Raw genomic sequence first — 16,153 nt, forward strand, 5'->3', positions numbered from 1 at the left:
GGCTATGAACCTATCTCCTGATACGCCGCGAAGAGCAGCGCTGTCTCGGGTCCTGCGAGCACCGTCGGTTTGGCGATGTCATCGAGGACGATGAACCGGAGCATGCCGGCTCGGGCCTTCTTGTCACGCTGCATCGTCGCGAGAAGCGTGCTCCAGCGTCCGACGGGGTACTCGGTGGGCAGTGACAGCGAGTCGAGGATGCTGCGGTGCCGGTCAGCGACCGCGTCCGGCAGCCGTCCGGCCAGCCGTGAGAGCTCGGCGGCGAACATCATCCCGACGGCCACGGCCGCGCCGTGACGCCACTGGTATCGCTCGGCGTGCTCGATGGCGTGGCCGAGAGTGTGTCCGTAGTTGAGGATCTCGCGGACCCCGCCCTCCTTGAAGTCCTCGCTGACGACGCGGGCCTTGAGCGCGATGGACAGTTCGACGACGCGGCGGAACTCCGCGGTGGTCGGGTCGGTCACCCGATCCACGTCCGCCTCGATGATGTCGAGGATCTCCGGTTCCGCGATGAAACCACACTTCACGATCTCTGCGAACCCGGCGAGGATCTCGTTCTTCGGTAGCGTGTCGAGCAGGTCGAAGTCGACGATGACTCCGGCGGGAGCGTAGAAAGCGCCAACGAGGTTCTTGCCCTCGTTGGTGTTGATCCCGGTCTTACCGCCGATGGCGGCATCCACCATGCCGGCCACTGTCGTCGGCACCTGCACAAGTCGAACGCCGCGCAGCCAGGTTGCGGCCACAAACCCGGCGAGGTCGGTGGTCGCTCCCCCGCCGAAACCAATCACGGCATCGGTTCTCGTGAAGTCGGCCTGGCCCATGATCTGCCAGCAGAACGCCGCAACCTCGACACGTTTGCCGGTTTCGGCATCCGGAATCTCGGCCAGCAGCACCTGGTACCGGTCGGCCAGTGACTCACGCAGCTGCTCGGCCTTCGCGGCGAGAGTCGGTGGGTGGACGAGCAGGACCTTCTGCACGCCGTCACCGAGGGCGACAGCAATGCGATCGAGGATGCCGCGGCCGACGTGAATCGCGTAGCCGTCTGTTCCCGTCACCTCGATCGTGGTGATCCCGTGGTCATCTCCGGTGGCGCCCCGATTGCCTGTCGTACCGATGTGGTCTGTCATGCTCGTCCTTTCGCCCACGTGGCGATGTCTGCAGCGATTCTCTCGATCGGCTGGGTGGAGGTGTCGAAGGTGATCGTGGCGAGTTCGTCGTAGATCGCGCGCCGTTCGTCGTAGATACGCTGCCAGTCCGCAGTCCCGTTTGCCAGCAGCGGCCGTTTGTCGGTCTTGATGCGTGCGGCGACGGCATCCGCTGACACGGTCAGCAGGACGACCGTCTTGTCGGCAAGCGCTGCCCGCGTCTCCGGATCCAGAACGGCGCCACCCCCGAGGGACACGACGGCGTGTTCGGCCAGCGCGGCAGCGACGGCATCCTTCTCCAGCGCGCGGAAGGCAGCCTCGCCCCTGGATTCGAAGATGGCCGCTATCGGTCCGTGCTCGGCGACAATGATCTTGTCAGTGTCAAGAAAGGGTACCTCGAGTGCTTTTGCCACCCGGCGACCGATGCGGGTCTTTCCCGCTCCCATTGGCCCAATGAAGACGAGCGGGTAAAGGGGGCGGTGATCGTCGCTCACGCCAGGTGATCCTGGGTGGACGCGGTGGCGGTGCGAAGCCCCGCTGGAATAGCAGCGAGGTAGGACTGGAGGTTGCGACGGGTCTCCTCGACCGAGTCTCCCCCGAACTTCTCGAGGACGCTGTTCGCCAGCACGAGGGCGACCATTGCCTCAGCGACGACGCCAGCGGCGGGCACCGCACAGACATCCGAGCGCTGGTGGTGCGCACCGGCGGCTTCGCCTGTCGCGACGTCGACCGTCCGAAGCGAGTGCGGGACTGTGGCGATGGGCTTCATTCCGGCGCGGACGCGGAGAACGGTTCCGGTGCTCATGCCGCCCTCGGTGCCGCCGGCCTTGTCACTCGAGCGTACGATCTGGTCGTCGATCGAGAAGAGCTCATCGTGTGCCTCGGAGCCGCGGCGCGTGGTGGTGAGGAAGCCATCGCCGACCTCGACACCTTTGATGGCCTGGATGCCCATGAGCGCCTGGGCGAGCTGTCCATCGAGGCGACGGTCCCAGTGCACGTGAGAACCGAGTCCGGGCGGCAGGCCGTATGCGAGTACCTCGACGACTCCGCCGAGCGTGTCGCCGTCCTTCTTCGCCGCGTCGACCTCGGCGACCATCAGTTCGGATGTCGCCGCGTCGAAGCAGCGCAGTGGGTCGGCATCGAGCGTGCCCACGTCAGCGGGGGTGGGAAGTGCAGCGTTTTCGGGCACCCGGACAGGTCCGATCGAGAGCGTGTGGCTGACCAGGGTGATGCCGAGTTCGGCGAGAAAGCCCCGCGCGACGGCACCGAGGGCAACGCGTGCCGCGGTTTCCCTGGCGCTGGCGCGTTCGAGGATGGGGCGCGCTTCGTCGAAGTTGTACTTCTGCATGCCGACGAGATCCGCGTGCCCCGGGCGGGGACGCGTGAGCGGGGCGCTCCTGCCGCGGGACTTCTCGGTCTCCGGTACGGGTTCCGGGTTCATCACCTCGACCCATTTGGGCCATTCCGTGTTGCCGATGCGCAGGGCGACGGGACTGCCGAGGCTGAATCCGTGGCGAACACCGCCGGAGATGTTGAGCTCGTCCTCCTCGAACTTCATCCGTGAACCACGGCCATAGCCGAGTTTCCGCCGAGCAAGGTCAGCGCGAATGGAATCGAGCGAGACAGGGACGCCGGCGGGAAGACCCTCGACGATTGCAATGAGTTCCGGGCCGTGAGACTCTCCGGCTGTGAGCCAACGAAGCATGGCTCTATCCTTCCACAGCGCCCGAGGTCGGCCTGACCCTGTGACGGTCTGCGTCTCCCCTACGGCCGTCAGGCGTACTCGTCGGGCGTGCTGGTCAGGCGGCGATCGGGATGCCGTGCGCGTCGAGACCAACGGACTCGAGCATTGCGGTGAGCACCGCGTCCTCCCTGTCGAGGGGCTGGAACGGGTCGTTTGAGACGAAGATCCGCACCTGGATGAGCGCCTGATGCGCGAGCATGGACAATCCATTAGCGACGACGCCCCCGGCATCCGCCCAGCGGGACGCGAGTTCACTCGGCCACGGATCGTACGCGACGTCGAGCAGCGCCGACGACGCGAGCACCTGGGTCGGGTAGTTCACCGGCAGCGGGGTCCGGCCAGGCAGGGTGCTCACGACGAGCTCGGGACGTGGCACGTCGTCGAGCTCGCCGAACGTGCGAATGTCCACGGCGAGGCCGGCCCGCTTGCCGAGGTCGATCAGCGGCCGGGACTTGGCCGGGTTCCTGGCCAGGATGGTCACCGAGAGCGCACCAAGCTCGGCAGCAGCGACAACAGCACTGGCCGCTGTGGCGCCGCCACCCAGAATGTGGACGTGGGGTGCCTCCGCGATGCCAACGGATGCCAGTGCGCGCGTAATGCCCGAAACATCGGTGTTGTACCCGAACGAGGTTCTCGCCCCGCCATCACCCACGAACCGGAGTGTGTTGACAGCGCCGGTCAGCGTGGCCATCGCGTCTCGAGTGTCGGCAAATTCGAATGCTGCCTGTTTGAGCGGCATGGTCAGCGAGAGTCCGCGCCATCCGGCATCCGGACTGGCGACGGTCGCGGCGAACTCCGTTACCGGAACGTCGCGGGAGCTGTACTCCCAGTCCAGCCCGAGAAGCTCGTAGGCCGTCCGGTGCAGCGAAGGCGACTTCGAATGCGCGATGGGCGACCCGAATACCGCGAGCCGTTCCGGCATCAGCAGCCCTTGTCCGGGTTCTCCGCGCACCAGGCACGGAGTTGCTTGACGGCGGCACCGTGCTCATCGACGGTGTTCGTGAACACCGTCTCGCCTGTGTCGAGATTGACGGTGACGAAGAAGAGCCAGGACCCCTCGGCCGGCGCCATGGCAGCGGCGATGGCGGTATCACCCGGGCTCGCGATCGGTCCGATCGGCAGCCCCGTCATTTGGTAGGTGTTCCACGGGTTCTGCGACTCGAGCGCCTCCTGCGTCGACCAGACCGAGTCGGTCTTCGTCGTGTCGCCATACTGCGCGGTCGAGTCCATCTCGAGCTTCATGTCGACCGCGAGCCGGTTTTGAATGACCCGGCTGACTTTATAGAAGTCTTCCTCCAGGCGCGCTTCGCGCTGGACAACGGAGGCGATGGTCAGGATGCGTTCCCGTTCCTCGACCGGGACGCCCGCAGCGTCGAGCGCGGTGATCGTCCGGTCAACGAGTACCTGGATCACCTCCTGCGCGGAGAGGTCAGGGTCGAAGGTGTACATGGCAGGAAAGAGCCAGCCCTCGATCGATGGCGCGGTTGCCGGGATGCCGAAGACCGTGGGATCGGCGACGGCAGCCTCGAACTCAGCGAGAGGAATCTCTGTGCTCGCGGACAGCTCCTCGAGAATCGTGGCTCCGGTATCGCCCTCGCGCACGAGAACGGTCCGCTCGACCTTATTGGCCGGGTCGAGGAGAGCGTCAAGCGCAGCCTTCGCGCTCATTTGCTTCTTCAGCTGGTAAACACCGGGGTGGAAGACAGGCTCAGGCTTCTCCTCGATCAGGGTTTCGTAGAAGGCGTCGACGGTCTTGGTCACGCCACGCGCCTTGAGGGTCTTCGCGATGTCCTGGCCCGTGTCGCCCTCCGCGATGGAGACCATGACCTCGCCGCTGCCGGCGCCCTCGAAATCAATGGGCTCTTCCCAGCCCATGACCGAGCGGATCTGCGGTTCGAAGGTGTTCCAGGCGTACAGGCCACCCCCGGCAACACCGGCGAGCAGCACGAGCGTGACAATTGCCGCGATGAGTCCCTTGCGGCTGCGCTTCTCTCGCGGCGGATACGCGGACTCGGTTGACGAGGCAGACCGGCGTTCAGAACGCGTGGACGCTATCGCGGCGCGCTCAGCCTGTTCCCTGGCCTCGCGTCGTGACGACGGCGGTGTACTGGAAGCCGGGGCTTCTGGGGCTTTCGACGCGAGAATGGCGTCAAAATCGCTGGTGCCTTTGGGTCGCTCGGTTGTCACGGCCTAGGATCCTTCACTCGGGTTGACGAGGGAACCAGGAGGGTGTGAACTGCCGCGCTCCGCGTCGAGGGCGTGCTGCAGAATGATGACCGCAGCAACTTGATCGACAATATTACGTGATCTGCTTGATTTCTTGCCCGAGGTGCGAAGCGCCGAGTGGGCGGAAACCGTGGACAGCCGCTCATCGACCAGTCGGACGGGAACAGCGGATGCCTTCGCGAGCTTTCCTGCGAAGGCGACCGCATCGTCCGTTGATGCTGTGTGCGATCCGGAGAGCGCCAGCGGAAGGCCGACAACGAGTTCGATCGGGTCGAGCTCGTCGGCGATCGCGATGATTCTCTTCACGTCTTCACCGCTGTCGGTCGACCGCTGGACGGTCTCGATCGGTGTCGCCAGCATTCCGTGGTAATCGGAACGGGCGACACCGATGCGGACCTTCCCGACATCGATACCGAGGCGGACTCCCGCACGCATGGCATCCGTCACCGGCTACCTCGTCGCAGCGTCTGTTATCGCGGCGAGTGCGCCGGGGATCATTGCTGCGTCAGTACCGCCACCCTGTGCCATGTCGTCCTTGCCGCCTCCGCCTCCACCGAGGACGCCAGCGGCGGTCCTGGCGAGCATGCCTGCCTTTGCCCCGGCAGCGCGTGCCTCGGCGTTGGTCGCGACGATGACGATCGGTCGGTCCTTGACGGTCGCGGCGAGAGCGGTGATGCTCGGCACTGACCCGAGCCGCTCGCGCACTGTCGTGACGAGAAGACGCAGGTCGTCCGCGGAATTCAACACTCCGACGTTCTCAGCGACCAGGGTGTACGTACCAGCGGTGTGCTTCGTGGCGACGAGTGCTGGGACGCGCTCGGTGAGCGCCCGCGCTTCAAACGCCTGAATTTTCTTCTCGGCCTGTTTGAGGTTTGCGACCAGGTCCGCGATGCGCTCCGGGAGTTGCTCGCGTGGCGTCTTGAGCGATGAGGTGAGCTCGTTCACGATGGCACGTTCGGCAGCGAGGTCACGGAACGCCTCGAGGCCGACGAGGGACTCAACACGGCGGTTCGTCGAGCCGACGCTCGATTCACTGACGAGGTTGATCATGCCGATCTCCGCACTGGTCGACACGTGGGTGCCCGCACAGAGTTCGCGGGACCACGGCCCGCCGATGTCGACGACGCGAACGACGTTGCCGTACTTCTCACCGAACAGCGCCATGGCGCCGAGCGCCTTGGCTTCGTCGAGCGGCAGTTCACGCGTGACGACCTCGAGGTTGTCGCGGATAGCGTTGTTCGAGACTTCCTCGATCTCACTCCGTGTCTCAGCCGAGAGGCCTGCGTTCCAGGAGAAGTCGAGACGCAGATAGCCGGCCTTGTTGTACGAGCCGGACTGGTGAGCGTTAGGGCCGAGGACCTGGCGAAGCGCGGCGTGGATGATGTGGGTACCGGAGTGTGCCTGCCTGGCGCCCCTGCGGTATTCGCGGTCAACGACGCTTGTTGCGCTGTCACCGACGCCGACTTCACCCTTGGCGACCTGCACCTTGTGGCTGATGAGTCCCTTGATCGGCTTCTGAACGTCGAGCACCTCGAGTTCATAGCCGGGGCCGACGATGAGGCCCTGGTCGGCTTCCTGCCCGCCGGACTCTGCGTACAGCGAGGTCTCGGCGAGGATCACTTCGGCGATGTCGCCCGCCGACGCCTTCGAGACGGACTGGCCGTTCACGATGAGGCCGAGGATCTTCGACTCGGTGGTGAGATCGGTGTACCCGGTGAAGGTCGTCTCGCCGAAAGCCCTGAACGCGCTGTAGACGCTGAGGTCAGCCAACGCTGTCTTCTTGGCCTTGGCATCCGCTTTCGCGAGTGCACGCTGGTTGGCCATGAGGGCATCGAACGCCGTGCGGTCGACGCTCAGGCCGGCTTCCTCAGCGATTTCGAGGGTGAGGTCGATCGGGAAACCGTAGGTGTCGTGCAGGAGGAATGCGGTGTCGCCCGGGAGCTTCTGGGCGTTGTCCTTCCTGGTCTTCTCGACGGCAAGGTCGAGGATCGTCGTTCCGCCGGCGAGGGTGCGCAGGAAGGTCTCTTCCTCGCCGTATGCCGACTGGGAGATGCGGCTGTAGTCGTGCTCTACCTCGGGGTATGCGGCTTTCATCGCGTCGCGGGACGCGGCGAACAGTTCGGGGAAGGTCGCTGTATCCACACCGAGCAGTCGCATCGAACGGACGGTCCTCCGCATGAGTCGACGCAGGATGTAGCCCCTGCCCTCGTTGGACGGCGTGACACCGTCGCTGAGGAGCATGAGCGACGAGCGAACGTGGTCAGCGATGATCCGCATGCGAACGTCGTCCGTGTGGTCTGCACCGTAGCGGCGCCCGGACAGTTCGGCAGCGCGGTCGAGCACAGGGCGGACCTGGTCGATCTCGTACATGTTCTCGACACCCTGCTTGAGGAAGGCGACGCGCTCGAGGCCCATGCCGGTGTCGATGTTCTTCTTCGGCAGGTCGCCGAGAATCTCGAAGTCGTTCTTGCCGCGGCCCTCGCCACGGAGGTACTGCATGAAGACGAGGTTCCAGATCTCCACATACCTGTCGTCGTCGGTCTCCGGACCACCGTCTCGACCGTAGGAAGGTCCCCGGTCGAAGAAGATCTCGGAGCAGGGACCGGCAGGACCGGGCTGACCTGTCGACCAGTAGTTCGTGTCCATGTCGAGTCGCTGGATGCGGTCGTCGGGAAGCCCGGCAATGGACTTCCAGAGACGGATGGCCTCGTCGTCGTCCTTGTAGACCGTGACCCAGAGATCTTTCTCATCGAATCCGTAGCCGCCAGCGTTCTCAGGCGAGGTCAGCAGCTCCCAGGCATACCCGATCGCGCCTTCCTTGAAGTAGTCGCCGAACGAGAAGTTTCCGTTCATCTGGAAGAACGTCCCGTGGCGGGGCGTCTTGCCGACCTCTTCGATGTCGTTGGTCCTGATGCACTTCTGCACGCTGGTCGCGCGCGGGTATGGTGCGGGGACCAGTCCGCTCAGGTACGGCACGAACGGCACCATTCCCGCGACGGTGAACAGCAGGGACGGGTCGTCTGATACCAGCGACGCGGATGGAACTACGGTGTGGCCGCGCTCGGCGAAAAAATCGAGCCAGCGCGAGCGGATGTCAGCGGTCTTCATGGGTCCGTTCGGAGAGAGGTCTCTGCGGGGGCAGAGGGAGATTTATTTCTGAGAAGAGCCAGCGCCAAGGTCGCCGATTGCGTCCTCGGCGTCCTTCGCTAGTTCGTCGATCTTCTCCCGCAGTTCAGCTTCACGTTCTCTGTACGCGTCGGCGACTGTGTCGCTGAACTCGCGGAGCTTTCCATCGAGGTCCGAGAAGAACTCCTTGCCCTTCTGGGTCTTGTTGATCTCGTGCGCGACGAAAAAACCGGCGGCAATGCCGGTAAGTAGCCAGAAAATATTCTTCACAGGGGCTCCTCCTGGGGTGTGGGACGGATGCTTCCAACCAGAATTTCATCCTACCGGTTATGCCTGACCGGCCGCTTTATGGCTCAGCGACAAGAAAAACGGGGCCGCGGCGTAAGCCGCGACCCCGTCGGTAATGCTGTGTTTAGCGTGCTGCGTAGTACTCAACGACGAGCTGGACTTCACAGGTCACGGGGACCTCTGCACGCTGCGGAGCACGCACGAGGCGTGCCTGCAGCTTGTCGAGCTCGACCTCGAGGTACGGAGGAAGCTTCGGGAGGACATCAACGTGTCCGCCTGCTGCTGCAACCTGGAAGGGCTCGGTGCCCTCGCTGCGTGCCTTGACGTGGATGAGCTGTCCCGGCTTCACGCGGAAGGAGGGACGGTCAACGATCTGGCCGTCGACGAGGATGTGACGGTGCACAACCATCTGACGAGCCTGAGCGGTGGTGCGGGCGATGGCCGAGCGCACGAGGAGAGCGTCAAGACGCGTCTCGAGGATCTCGACGAGGTTTTCACCCGTCAGGCCCTTGACGCGACGAGCCTCTTCGAAGGCAATCTTCAGCTGCTTCTCGCGGATGCCGTACTGGGCACGCAGACGCTGCTTCTCGCGAAGACGCACAGCGTAGTCGGAGTCGGTCTTGCGCTTGGTGCGGCCGTGCTCGCCCGGAGCGTAAGGACGCTTCTCGAGGTACTTGGCTGCCTTCGGGGTCAGGGCGATGCCCAGTGACCGCGACAGGCGGGTCTTGCTACGGGTACGTGACTTGGTAGACACGGGTTCCTTTCGATGGAATCTCTGACGATGTGATGCCGGCGCGCACGAATGCGAACCGGAAAGTTAGAGGGGTGAGCCGGAACAGTTCGGCTAAAGAACATGTCCGTCAACCCGATTCAGTGCAGCCATACATATAAATCGGGCCTAGGCCAGCAATAAGCCTAACACGGCACCGGGTCAGCCGCGCCCGCCCCGCACGATGCGCATCAGCTTGGCGAGGCGAGACGACACATCTCGTTCGTTGCCGTGCTGGGTCGGCTGGTAGTACCGCACCCCGCGGAGCTCGTCGGGAAGGTATTGCTGTTCGACCACCCCGATGTCGGCGTCGTGCGGGTACTTGTATCCCTTGCCGTGCCCGAGCCGTTTGGCGCCGGCATAGTGGGCGTCGCGCATCGGCTTGGGTACCCGGCCAAAGTTGCCCGCGCGCACATCGGCGATTGCGCTGTTGATGGCGTTGTACGAGGCGTTCGACTTCGCGGCCGTTGCGAGGTAGACGACCGCTTCGGCGAGAGGAATGCGTCCCTCTGGCATCCCGATGAACTGCACAGCGTCTGCCGCGGCCACGGCAATCACCAGGGCATTGGGATCGGCGAGCCCGATGTCTTCTGAGGCACTCACGATGATTCGGCGGGAGATGAACCGGGGGTCCTCCCCCGCTTCGATCATCCTGGCCAGGTAGTGCAGCGCCGCGTCGACGTCTGATCCGCGGATCGACTTGATGAACGCGCTGATGACGTCGTAGTGCTCGTCGCCGTTCCTGTCGTAGCGCAGCAGTGCACGGTCGACCGCGTTGGCAACGACGTCAGCGGTGATTACCGGGCGTTGCGCCTCAGCGACGGGAGCCCCGCCCGCACCTTCGTCATCGTCATCGTCATCGTCAGCGCTCGAGGCGCGATCGACGGTCCCGTCCTCGTTGTCGGTACCGTCCTCGTTGTGGGTGCCGTCCTCGTTGTCGGTGCCGTCCTCGTTGCGGATACCGGCAGCATCCGTTTCGATCGACAGCGAATCAGCGCTGACGGATGCCGCTTCGAGCGCCGTCAGCGCACGGCGGGCATCGCCGGACGCAAGTCTGATGATGGTGTCGCGGGCGTCGGCGGTGACGTCGAACCGGCCACCGAGTCCGCGCTTGTCTTCGATCGCCCGGTCGAGAACAACACGGAGGTCATCGTCGCTCAGCTGCTCGAGGGTGAGCAGGAGTGAACGGGAGAGCAGGGGCGAGATCACCGAGAACGACGGGTTCTCGGTGGTCGCGGCGACGAGGATCACCCAGCCGTTTTCGACCCCGGGGAGGAGGGCGTCTTGCTGCGCTTTACTGAAGCGGTGGATCTCGTCGAGAAAGAGCACGGTGGACAGCCCGTAAAGATCGCGACTCGTCATCGCTTCGTCCATGACCTGGCGGACGTCACGAACTCCGGCCGAGACGGCGGAGAGTTCGACGAAACGACGACCAGAACTGTGGGCGATGGACTGGGCGATCGTTGTCTTGCCGGTACCGGGTGGGCCCCAGAGGATCACCGAAACGCTGCCTTTGTCACCGGACTTGCCGTGCGCGAGACTGACGAGCGGCGACCCCGGCTTCAGAAGGTGCCGTTGTCCGGCGACCTCGTCGAGACTCTTGGGTCGCATGCGCACCGCGAGCGGGACACTGCCCGAGTGCAGTGCCGCTGTCGTGTTTGCCATGATGCAAGGCTAGCCGCACCCGCTGACAACTTCCGCTGTCGTCGCTTCACCCTGTCGAGAGTGCCCGTTCGGGGCACGTGGACGGCTGACGTTGCCCGCATTTGGTCAGTGGAAGCCGGTAACCGTAAAGTCATCGAAGACAGCACCCGGGGTGCTGGCCTTGAGAACCGGCGCACGAGCGCCCATCCGATGGAGGATCCACGTGGCACCCAGCAAGACCGAAGAGCGCCTGGCACGCGAGAATCGTGAACGTCTCAAGGCCTATAAAGCCCGTCGGACGCTGCACGAGTACCGCGTCAAGCGCCGGGTGCGCGACAACTGGATCGCCGGCATCGCGCTCGTGGTCGTCGCGGCTGCGGTGACGGCCGGCCAGGTCGTGTACTTCTCCAACGGCCCAGGCGCGCCGAGCGCGACCTCGACACCGGCACCGACTGAAACGGCACCGTCGGAGACCGCCCCGGCCGGTACGAACACCGGAGACGTGCCAGACCCCGGCCTCGCCGAGGGCAGGGTCTGGACCGGATCGATGACCATCAATGGCATTCCGCTCGGCATCGAGGTCGACGGCGCGGCAGCACCGCAGGCGGTCTCGTCGTTCGTCTCGCTCTCGCAGAACGGCTTCTACGACGGCATCAGCTGCCACCGCCTCACAAACGAAGGCCTCTTCGTCCTCCAGTGCGGCGACCCTGAGGGCACGGGATCGGGCGGGCCTGGTTACAGCTACGGACCCGTCGAGAATGCCCCGGCAGACAACGTCTACCCTGCGGGCACGCTCGCGATGGCCCGACAGTCAAACAACGGCTACAGCATGGGTAGCCAGTTCTTCATCGTTTACGAAGACACCACGCTCGGAGCAGACGAGGCTGGCGGGTACACGGTGCTCGGAAAGGTGACCAGTGGACTCGACGAACTCAGGGCGGATGTCGTCGACGCCGGAATCACTGACGGGCTGACCGACGGCACACCAGCCATCCCCGTCACCATCGAGAACGTTACGGTTCAGTAGCCGGTGTCTGTGACCTTCCCCCGCCGGGAGGGGTCAACGTAATAGGCTGGACCAGAGTTTCCGGTCGCGCAGTTGCGCGACAACCAAGCAAGGTGAGGCACGTGTCTAATTCTGAGCAGCAACCATGGGGTCGCGTTGACGAGTCCGGCGCCGTTTTCGTGCGCGAGGGCGACGATAACTGGCGTGAGGTCGGGCAATTCCCCGATGGCACCCCGGAAGAGGCACTTGCCTACTTCACCCGTAAGTTCACGGAGCTGGCCGGCCAGGTGACGCTCCTCGAGCAGCGCGTTAAGCGTGGCGCCCCGGCCGCGGACGTGGCCAAGGCCGTCTCACACCTCGCCTCCAACTTGGAGAACGCGAACGCCGTCGGCGACCTGGCGAGCCTCAAGGCCCGCGTCGCTGCACTCGACTCGACGGTGGGCGAACTCACCGAGCAGCAGAGCGAAGAAGCCCGCGCCGCCGTTGCCGAGGCGATCGCCGTTCGAACGGCCATCGTCGACGAGGCAGAAAAGCTCGCAGCGCAGGACCCGGCCAAGGCGCAGTGGAAGCAGACCACTGAGCAGATCACCGCCCTCTTCGGCCAGTGGCAGACACACCAGCAGGAGGGCCCGAAGCTGCCGAAGGGCGAGGCGAACGAACTCTGGAAGCGATTCCGTACCGCCAAGTCGACGATCGAGCAGAACCGCAGGGCGTTCTTCGCCGAACTTGACTCGGTGCACCGCGACGCGAAGTCCCGCAAGCAGGAACTCATCGACCAGGCTGAGGCTCTGATCCCCAAGGGTGCAGACGGCATCCCCGGATACCGAGCGCTGCTCGAGGAGTGGAAGAAGTCAGGCCGCGCAGGAAAGCGTCACGACGACGCGCTCTGGGCTCGGTTCAAGGCTGCCGGTGACGCAATCTACGCCGCGAAGTCCGAGGTCGACGCCATCGACAACGCCCAGTTCTCGGAGAACCTTGAGGCCAAGCTCGCCCTCCTTGAGGAGGCTGAGCCGCTGCTCGCCGAGACCGACCGGGACAAGCTTCGGTCCGCGCTCGCCTCGATCCAGCGACGCTGGGACGAGATCGGAAAGGTCCCCCGCGATCAGGTTCGCACAGTGGAGGACCGGCTTCGCAAGGTGGAGAACCACCTCAAGAAGCTCGACGAGGACCACTGGACGAAGAACAACCCGGAGACCAAGGCCCGCACCGAAGGACTCGCCGGTCAGCTCAACGCAGCGATCGCCAAACTCGAAGCCGAACTCGACGAGGCGAAGGCCACCGGAGACAAAGCCAAGATCGAGGCTGCGACAGAGGCACTCGAAGCGCGCAAGGTGTGGCTCAACGCACTGTCCTGACCACGCGTCGTCCACAGCCAAACGGCGGGAGCGAATTCTTCACAGATTTGCTCCCGCCGTTTCTCGTCGGTCAGAGCGGTTCACCCTTGGACCATGCCTCGGTTTCTGCCCTCGGTCCTCAGCACCGGGTTCCTGCCCGTTGCCGAGCTTTACGCTGCAGCGCGCGATGGCGACCTGATGAAGTTCGACGACGTTTTCATCTGCGTCGACGAGCCCGATCGCCGAGAGTTGCGTGCGAGCACGCTCGCGAGTGAGCTGCCACGGCTTCCTGCGGCCAGGCACCTCGTGGCAATGGGCTGGAGCGCGGCCTGGGTATACGGCGCCATCGACAACCCGCCGTGGCAGCACGAGGTGTGCGTTCGGGCAGACGAACGCGCAACGCTCCGGCTTCCGCCCCGGTTCCATCAACGGGAGCTGCGCCTCTCGGACCCCGACGAGACGCGGATAGCGGGGCTGAGGGTGACAACGCCCGCGCGCACCGCTCGCGATCTGGAACGGAAACGCCCCTGCTCCCCGGAATCCGTTGCGGCCATCGCCCGGCTCGAGTTGCTCACCGGAGCGGCAGTCCGCGCGGATCAGCCGCCGTTAACGCGGTAGACGTCGTAAACCGCGTCGATGCGCCTCACCGCGTTGAGGACACGCTCCAGGTGGGTGGTATCCCCCATTTCAAAGACAAAGCGAGAGATGGCCAGACGGTTGTTCGATGTCGATACGGTGGCGGAGAGGATGTTGACGTGGTGCTCACTGAGTACTCGCGTGACATCGCTCAGCAGGCCGGCGCGATCAAGAGCCTCGACCTGAATGTGGACGAGGAACAGGCTCTTGGAGCTCGGTGCCCACTCGACGTCGATCATGCGCTCAGGCTCCTTGAGCAGCTCCTGAACGTTGTGGCAGTCGCTCCTGTGTACAGAAACGCCCGAACCGCGGGTCACGAAACCGACGATATCGTCGCCGGGAACGGGCGTGCAGCACTTCGAGAGCTTCACGAGAATGTCGGGCGCACCCCGAACCAAAACTCCGGAGTCGCTGTGCGTCATCGTGCGGGTGCGACCGCGAACCGGGAAGTCGATCGTGGCCTGCTCAGCCTCGGTGTCTCCCTGAAGGAGGGCAGCGACCTTTTCGAGCACGGACTGGGTCGAGACGTGCCCCTCACCGACCGCGGCGTACAGCGCGGAGACGTCCTCGTACCGCATCTGGGCCGACACCTCGGCGAAGGTGTCCTGGCTCATCAGTTTCTGCAGCGGCAGGTTCTGTTTGCGCATCGCGCGTGCGATGGCATCCTTACCCTGCTCAATGGCTTCGTCGCGACGTTCCTTGGTGAACCACTGACGGATTTTGTTGCGCGCCCGCGTGCTCTTGACGAAGCTCAGCCAGTCCTGGCTGGGACCCGAGTCCGGGTTCTTCGACGTGAAGACCTCGACAACATCGCCGCTGTTGAGCTCTGATTCGAGCGGAACGAGCCTGCCGTTGACCTTCGCACCCATCGTGCGGTGGCCGATCTCGGTGTGCACGGCGTAAGCGAAGTCAACGGGTGTCGCCCCGGCGGGAAGGCCGATGACGCGACCCTTCGGTGTGAAGACGTAGACCTCTTTGGCGCCGATCTCGAACCGGAGCGAGTCGAGGAACTCGCCTGGGTCACTGGTCTCCGCCTGCCAGTCGGAGATGTGCGCGAGCCACACCATGTCGTTCTCTGTCGTCTTCGACGCACCCTTGCCGCCGTTGACGTTCTCTTTGTACTTCCAGTGCGCTGCGACACCGTACTCGGCGTGCTGGTGCATTTCGTGCGTTCGGATCTGGATCTCGACGCTCTTGCCCTGCGGGCCGATCACTGTCGTGTGCAGTGACTGGTAGAGGTTGTACTTCGGGGTCGCTATGTAGTCCTTGAACCGCCCGGGGATCGGAGTCCACCGCGCGTGGATCGCGCCGAGCACCGCGTAACAGTCGCGAACCGAATTGACGAGAACCCGGATGCCGACGAGGTCGTAGATCTCGTCGAAGTCACGACCGCGCACGATCATCTTCTGGTAGATCGAGTAGTACTGCTTGGGCCTGCCGACGACCTTGCCACGGATCTTCGCGGCCTTGAGGTCCTCGTTGACCGAGTCGATGACCGTCTGGACGAGTTCTTCCCGCTGCGGTGTACGCTGCCTGACCAGGCTTTCGATCTCGGCGTACAGCTTGGGGTACAGCACGGCGAACGAGAGGTCTTCCAGTTCCCACTTGATGGTCTGGATTCCGAGCCTGTGCGCGAGCGGAGCGTAGATCTCGAGCGTCTCCGTCGCCTTCTTGGCGGCCTTCTCGGCGGGAACGAAGCCCCAGGTACGCGCATTGTGCAGCCGGTCGGCGAGCTTGATCACGAGAACGCGGATGTCCTTGGACATCGCAACGATCATCTTGCGGACGGTCTCCGCCTGGGCGCTTTCGCCGTACTTGACCTTGTCCAGCTTGGTGACGCCGTCGACGAGCATGGCGACTTCGTCGCCGAATTCTGCGCGAAGCTCGTCGAGGCCGTAGTCGGTATCCTCGACCGTGTCGTGCAGGAGAGCCGCTGCGAGGGTCTTCGGTCCGATCCCCAGGTCGGCGAGAATCTGGGCGACCGCGACAGGATGGGTGATGTATGGCTCACCGCTCTGGCGCTTCTGCCCGCGGTGGGCGCGCTCCGCGACGGTATAGGCCCGCTCGATGACCGTGATGTCGGCCTTGGGGTGGTGCAACCGTGCCGTGCGCACAAGACGATCGACAGCGCCGGCCGGCTGCGCCTTCGAAAAGATCCGAGGGACGAGCCGTCGGAGGGACGCGCTTGACGACTGGGTCTCTGTCATGGCGTCACCTCCGAACCTCTATTATCCC

14 protein-coding genes are annotated in these 16,153 nt (G+C 64.5%); 3 read left to right on the forward strand and 11 right to left on the reverse strand.

What is annotated here, in order from left to right; all coding sequences use genetic code 11:
* Nucleotides 1–2 precede the first annotated feature (2 nt).
* The 10 genes from aroB to AC1X6S_RS02155 form a co-directional block, all read right to left on the reverse strand.
* Nucleotides 3–1,127: a 3-dehydroquinate synthase gene (gene aroB, locus AC1X6S_RS02110; protein WP_483404176.1), complete on the reverse strand. Its 1,125-nt coding sequence runs from the start codon at nucleotides 1,125–1,127 to the stop codon at nucleotides 3–5.
* Nucleotides 1,124–1,639: a shikimate kinase gene (locus tag AC1X6S_RS02115; RefSeq protein ID WP_483404177.1), complete on the reverse strand. Its 516-nt coding sequence runs from the start codon at nucleotides 1,637–1,639 to the stop codon at nucleotides 1,124–1,126. The genes aroB and AC1X6S_RS02115 overlap by 4 nt, the downstream gene beginning before the upstream one ends.
* Nucleotides 1,636–2,850 carry a chorismate synthase gene (gene aroC / locus AC1X6S_RS02120; protein ID WP_483404178.1) on the reverse strand — a complete coding sequence of 405 codons (1,215 nt, stop codon included), beginning with the start codon at nucleotides 2,848–2,850 and terminating at the stop codon, nucleotides 1,636–1,638. The genes AC1X6S_RS02115 and aroC overlap by 4 nt, the downstream gene beginning before the upstream one ends.
* Nucleotides 2,851–2,944: 94 nt before the next feature.
* Nucleotides 2,945–3,811 (reverse strand): shikimate dehydrogenase family protein, encoded by an 867-nt coding sequence (locus AC1X6S_RS02125; RefSeq protein ID WP_483404179.1) that lies wholly within the window; start codon nucleotides 3,809–3,811, stop codon nucleotides 2,945–2,947.
* Nucleotides 3,811–5,076, reverse strand: a complete 1,266-nt coding sequence (gene mltG / locus AC1X6S_RS02130) for an endolytic transglycosylase MltG (RefSeq protein ID WP_483404180.1) — start codon at nucleotides 5,074–5,076, stop codon at nucleotides 3,811–3,813. Before mltG ends, AC1X6S_RS02125 begins: the two co-directional genes overlap by 1 nt.
* 3 nt (nucleotides 5,077–5,079) lie before the next feature.
* The gene (gene ruvX / locus AC1X6S_RS02135) at nucleotides 5,080–5,550 is read right to left on the reverse strand and encodes a Holliday junction resolvase RuvX (protein ID WP_483404181.1); all 471 of its coding nucleotides are present in this window, start codon (nucleotides 5,548–5,550) and stop codon (nucleotides 5,080–5,082) included.
* 15 nt (nucleotides 5,551–5,565) lie between these two features.
* Complete coding sequence (gene alaS / locus AC1X6S_RS02140; protein ID WP_483404182.1) at nucleotides 5,566–8,223, reverse strand: alanine--tRNA ligase; 2,658 nt, start codon at nucleotides 8,221–8,223, stop codon at nucleotides 5,566–5,568.
* Nucleotides 8,224–8,265: 42 nt separating this feature from the next.
* A complete protein-coding gene (locus AC1X6S_RS02145) occupies nucleotides 8,266–8,511 on the reverse strand; it encodes a hypothetical protein (RefSeq protein ID WP_108391048.1) in 246 nt (81 codons plus the stop codon).
* A gap of 142 nt (nucleotides 8,512–8,653) precedes the next feature.
* Nucleotides 8,654–9,283, reverse strand: coding sequence for a 30S ribosomal protein S4 (gene rpsD / locus AC1X6S_RS02150; protein ID WP_108391049.1), 630 nt, complete (start codon nucleotides 9,281–9,283; stop codon nucleotides 8,654–8,656).
* A 177-nt stretch (nucleotides 9,284–9,460) separates the two neighbouring features.
* Nucleotides 9,461–10,963, reverse strand: coding sequence for a replication-associated recombination protein A (locus AC1X6S_RS02155; RefSeq protein WP_483404183.1), 1,503 nt, complete (start codon nucleotides 10,961–10,963; stop codon nucleotides 9,461–9,463).
* A 202-nt stretch (nucleotides 10,964–11,165) separates the two neighbouring features.
* Here AC1X6S_RS02155 and AC1X6S_RS02160 point away from each other — a divergent pair, with 202 nt between their 5' ends.
* The 3 genes from AC1X6S_RS02160 (at nucleotide 11,166) to AC1X6S_RS02170 (ending at nucleotide 13,900) form a co-directional block, all read left to right on the forward strand.
* The gene (locus AC1X6S_RS02160; RefSeq protein WP_483404184.1) at nucleotides 11,166–11,969 is read left to right on the forward strand and encodes a peptidylprolyl isomerase; all 804 of its coding nucleotides are present in this window, start codon (nucleotides 11,166–11,168) and stop codon (nucleotides 11,967–11,969) included.
* 101 nt (nucleotides 11,970–12,070) lie between these two features.
* Nucleotides 12,071–13,303 carry a DUF349 domain-containing protein gene (locus AC1X6S_RS02165; RefSeq protein WP_483404185.1) on the forward strand — a complete coding sequence of 411 codons (1,233 nt, stop codon included), beginning with the start codon at nucleotides 12,071–12,073 and terminating at the stop codon, nucleotides 13,301–13,303.
* 93 nt (nucleotides 13,304–13,396) lie between these two features.
* Nucleotides 13,397–13,900, forward strand: a complete 504-nt coding sequence (locus tag AC1X6S_RS02170) for an SAM-dependent methyltransferase (RefSeq protein ID WP_483404186.1) — start codon at nucleotides 13,397–13,399, stop codon at nucleotides 13,898–13,900.
* Here the strand turns inward: AC1X6S_RS02170 and AC1X6S_RS02175 are convergent.
* On the reverse strand, nucleotides 13,879–16,125 hold the full coding sequence (locus AC1X6S_RS02175; protein ID WP_483404187.1) for a RelA/SpoT family protein: 2,247 nt from the start codon (nucleotides 16,123–16,125) through the stop codon (nucleotides 13,879–13,881). The genes AC1X6S_RS02170 and AC1X6S_RS02175 overlap by 22 nt on opposite strands.
* Nucleotides 16,126–16,153: the final 28 nt, after the last annotated feature.

It is taken from the genome of Mycetocola sp. Y442 (genome assembly GCF_056898615.1).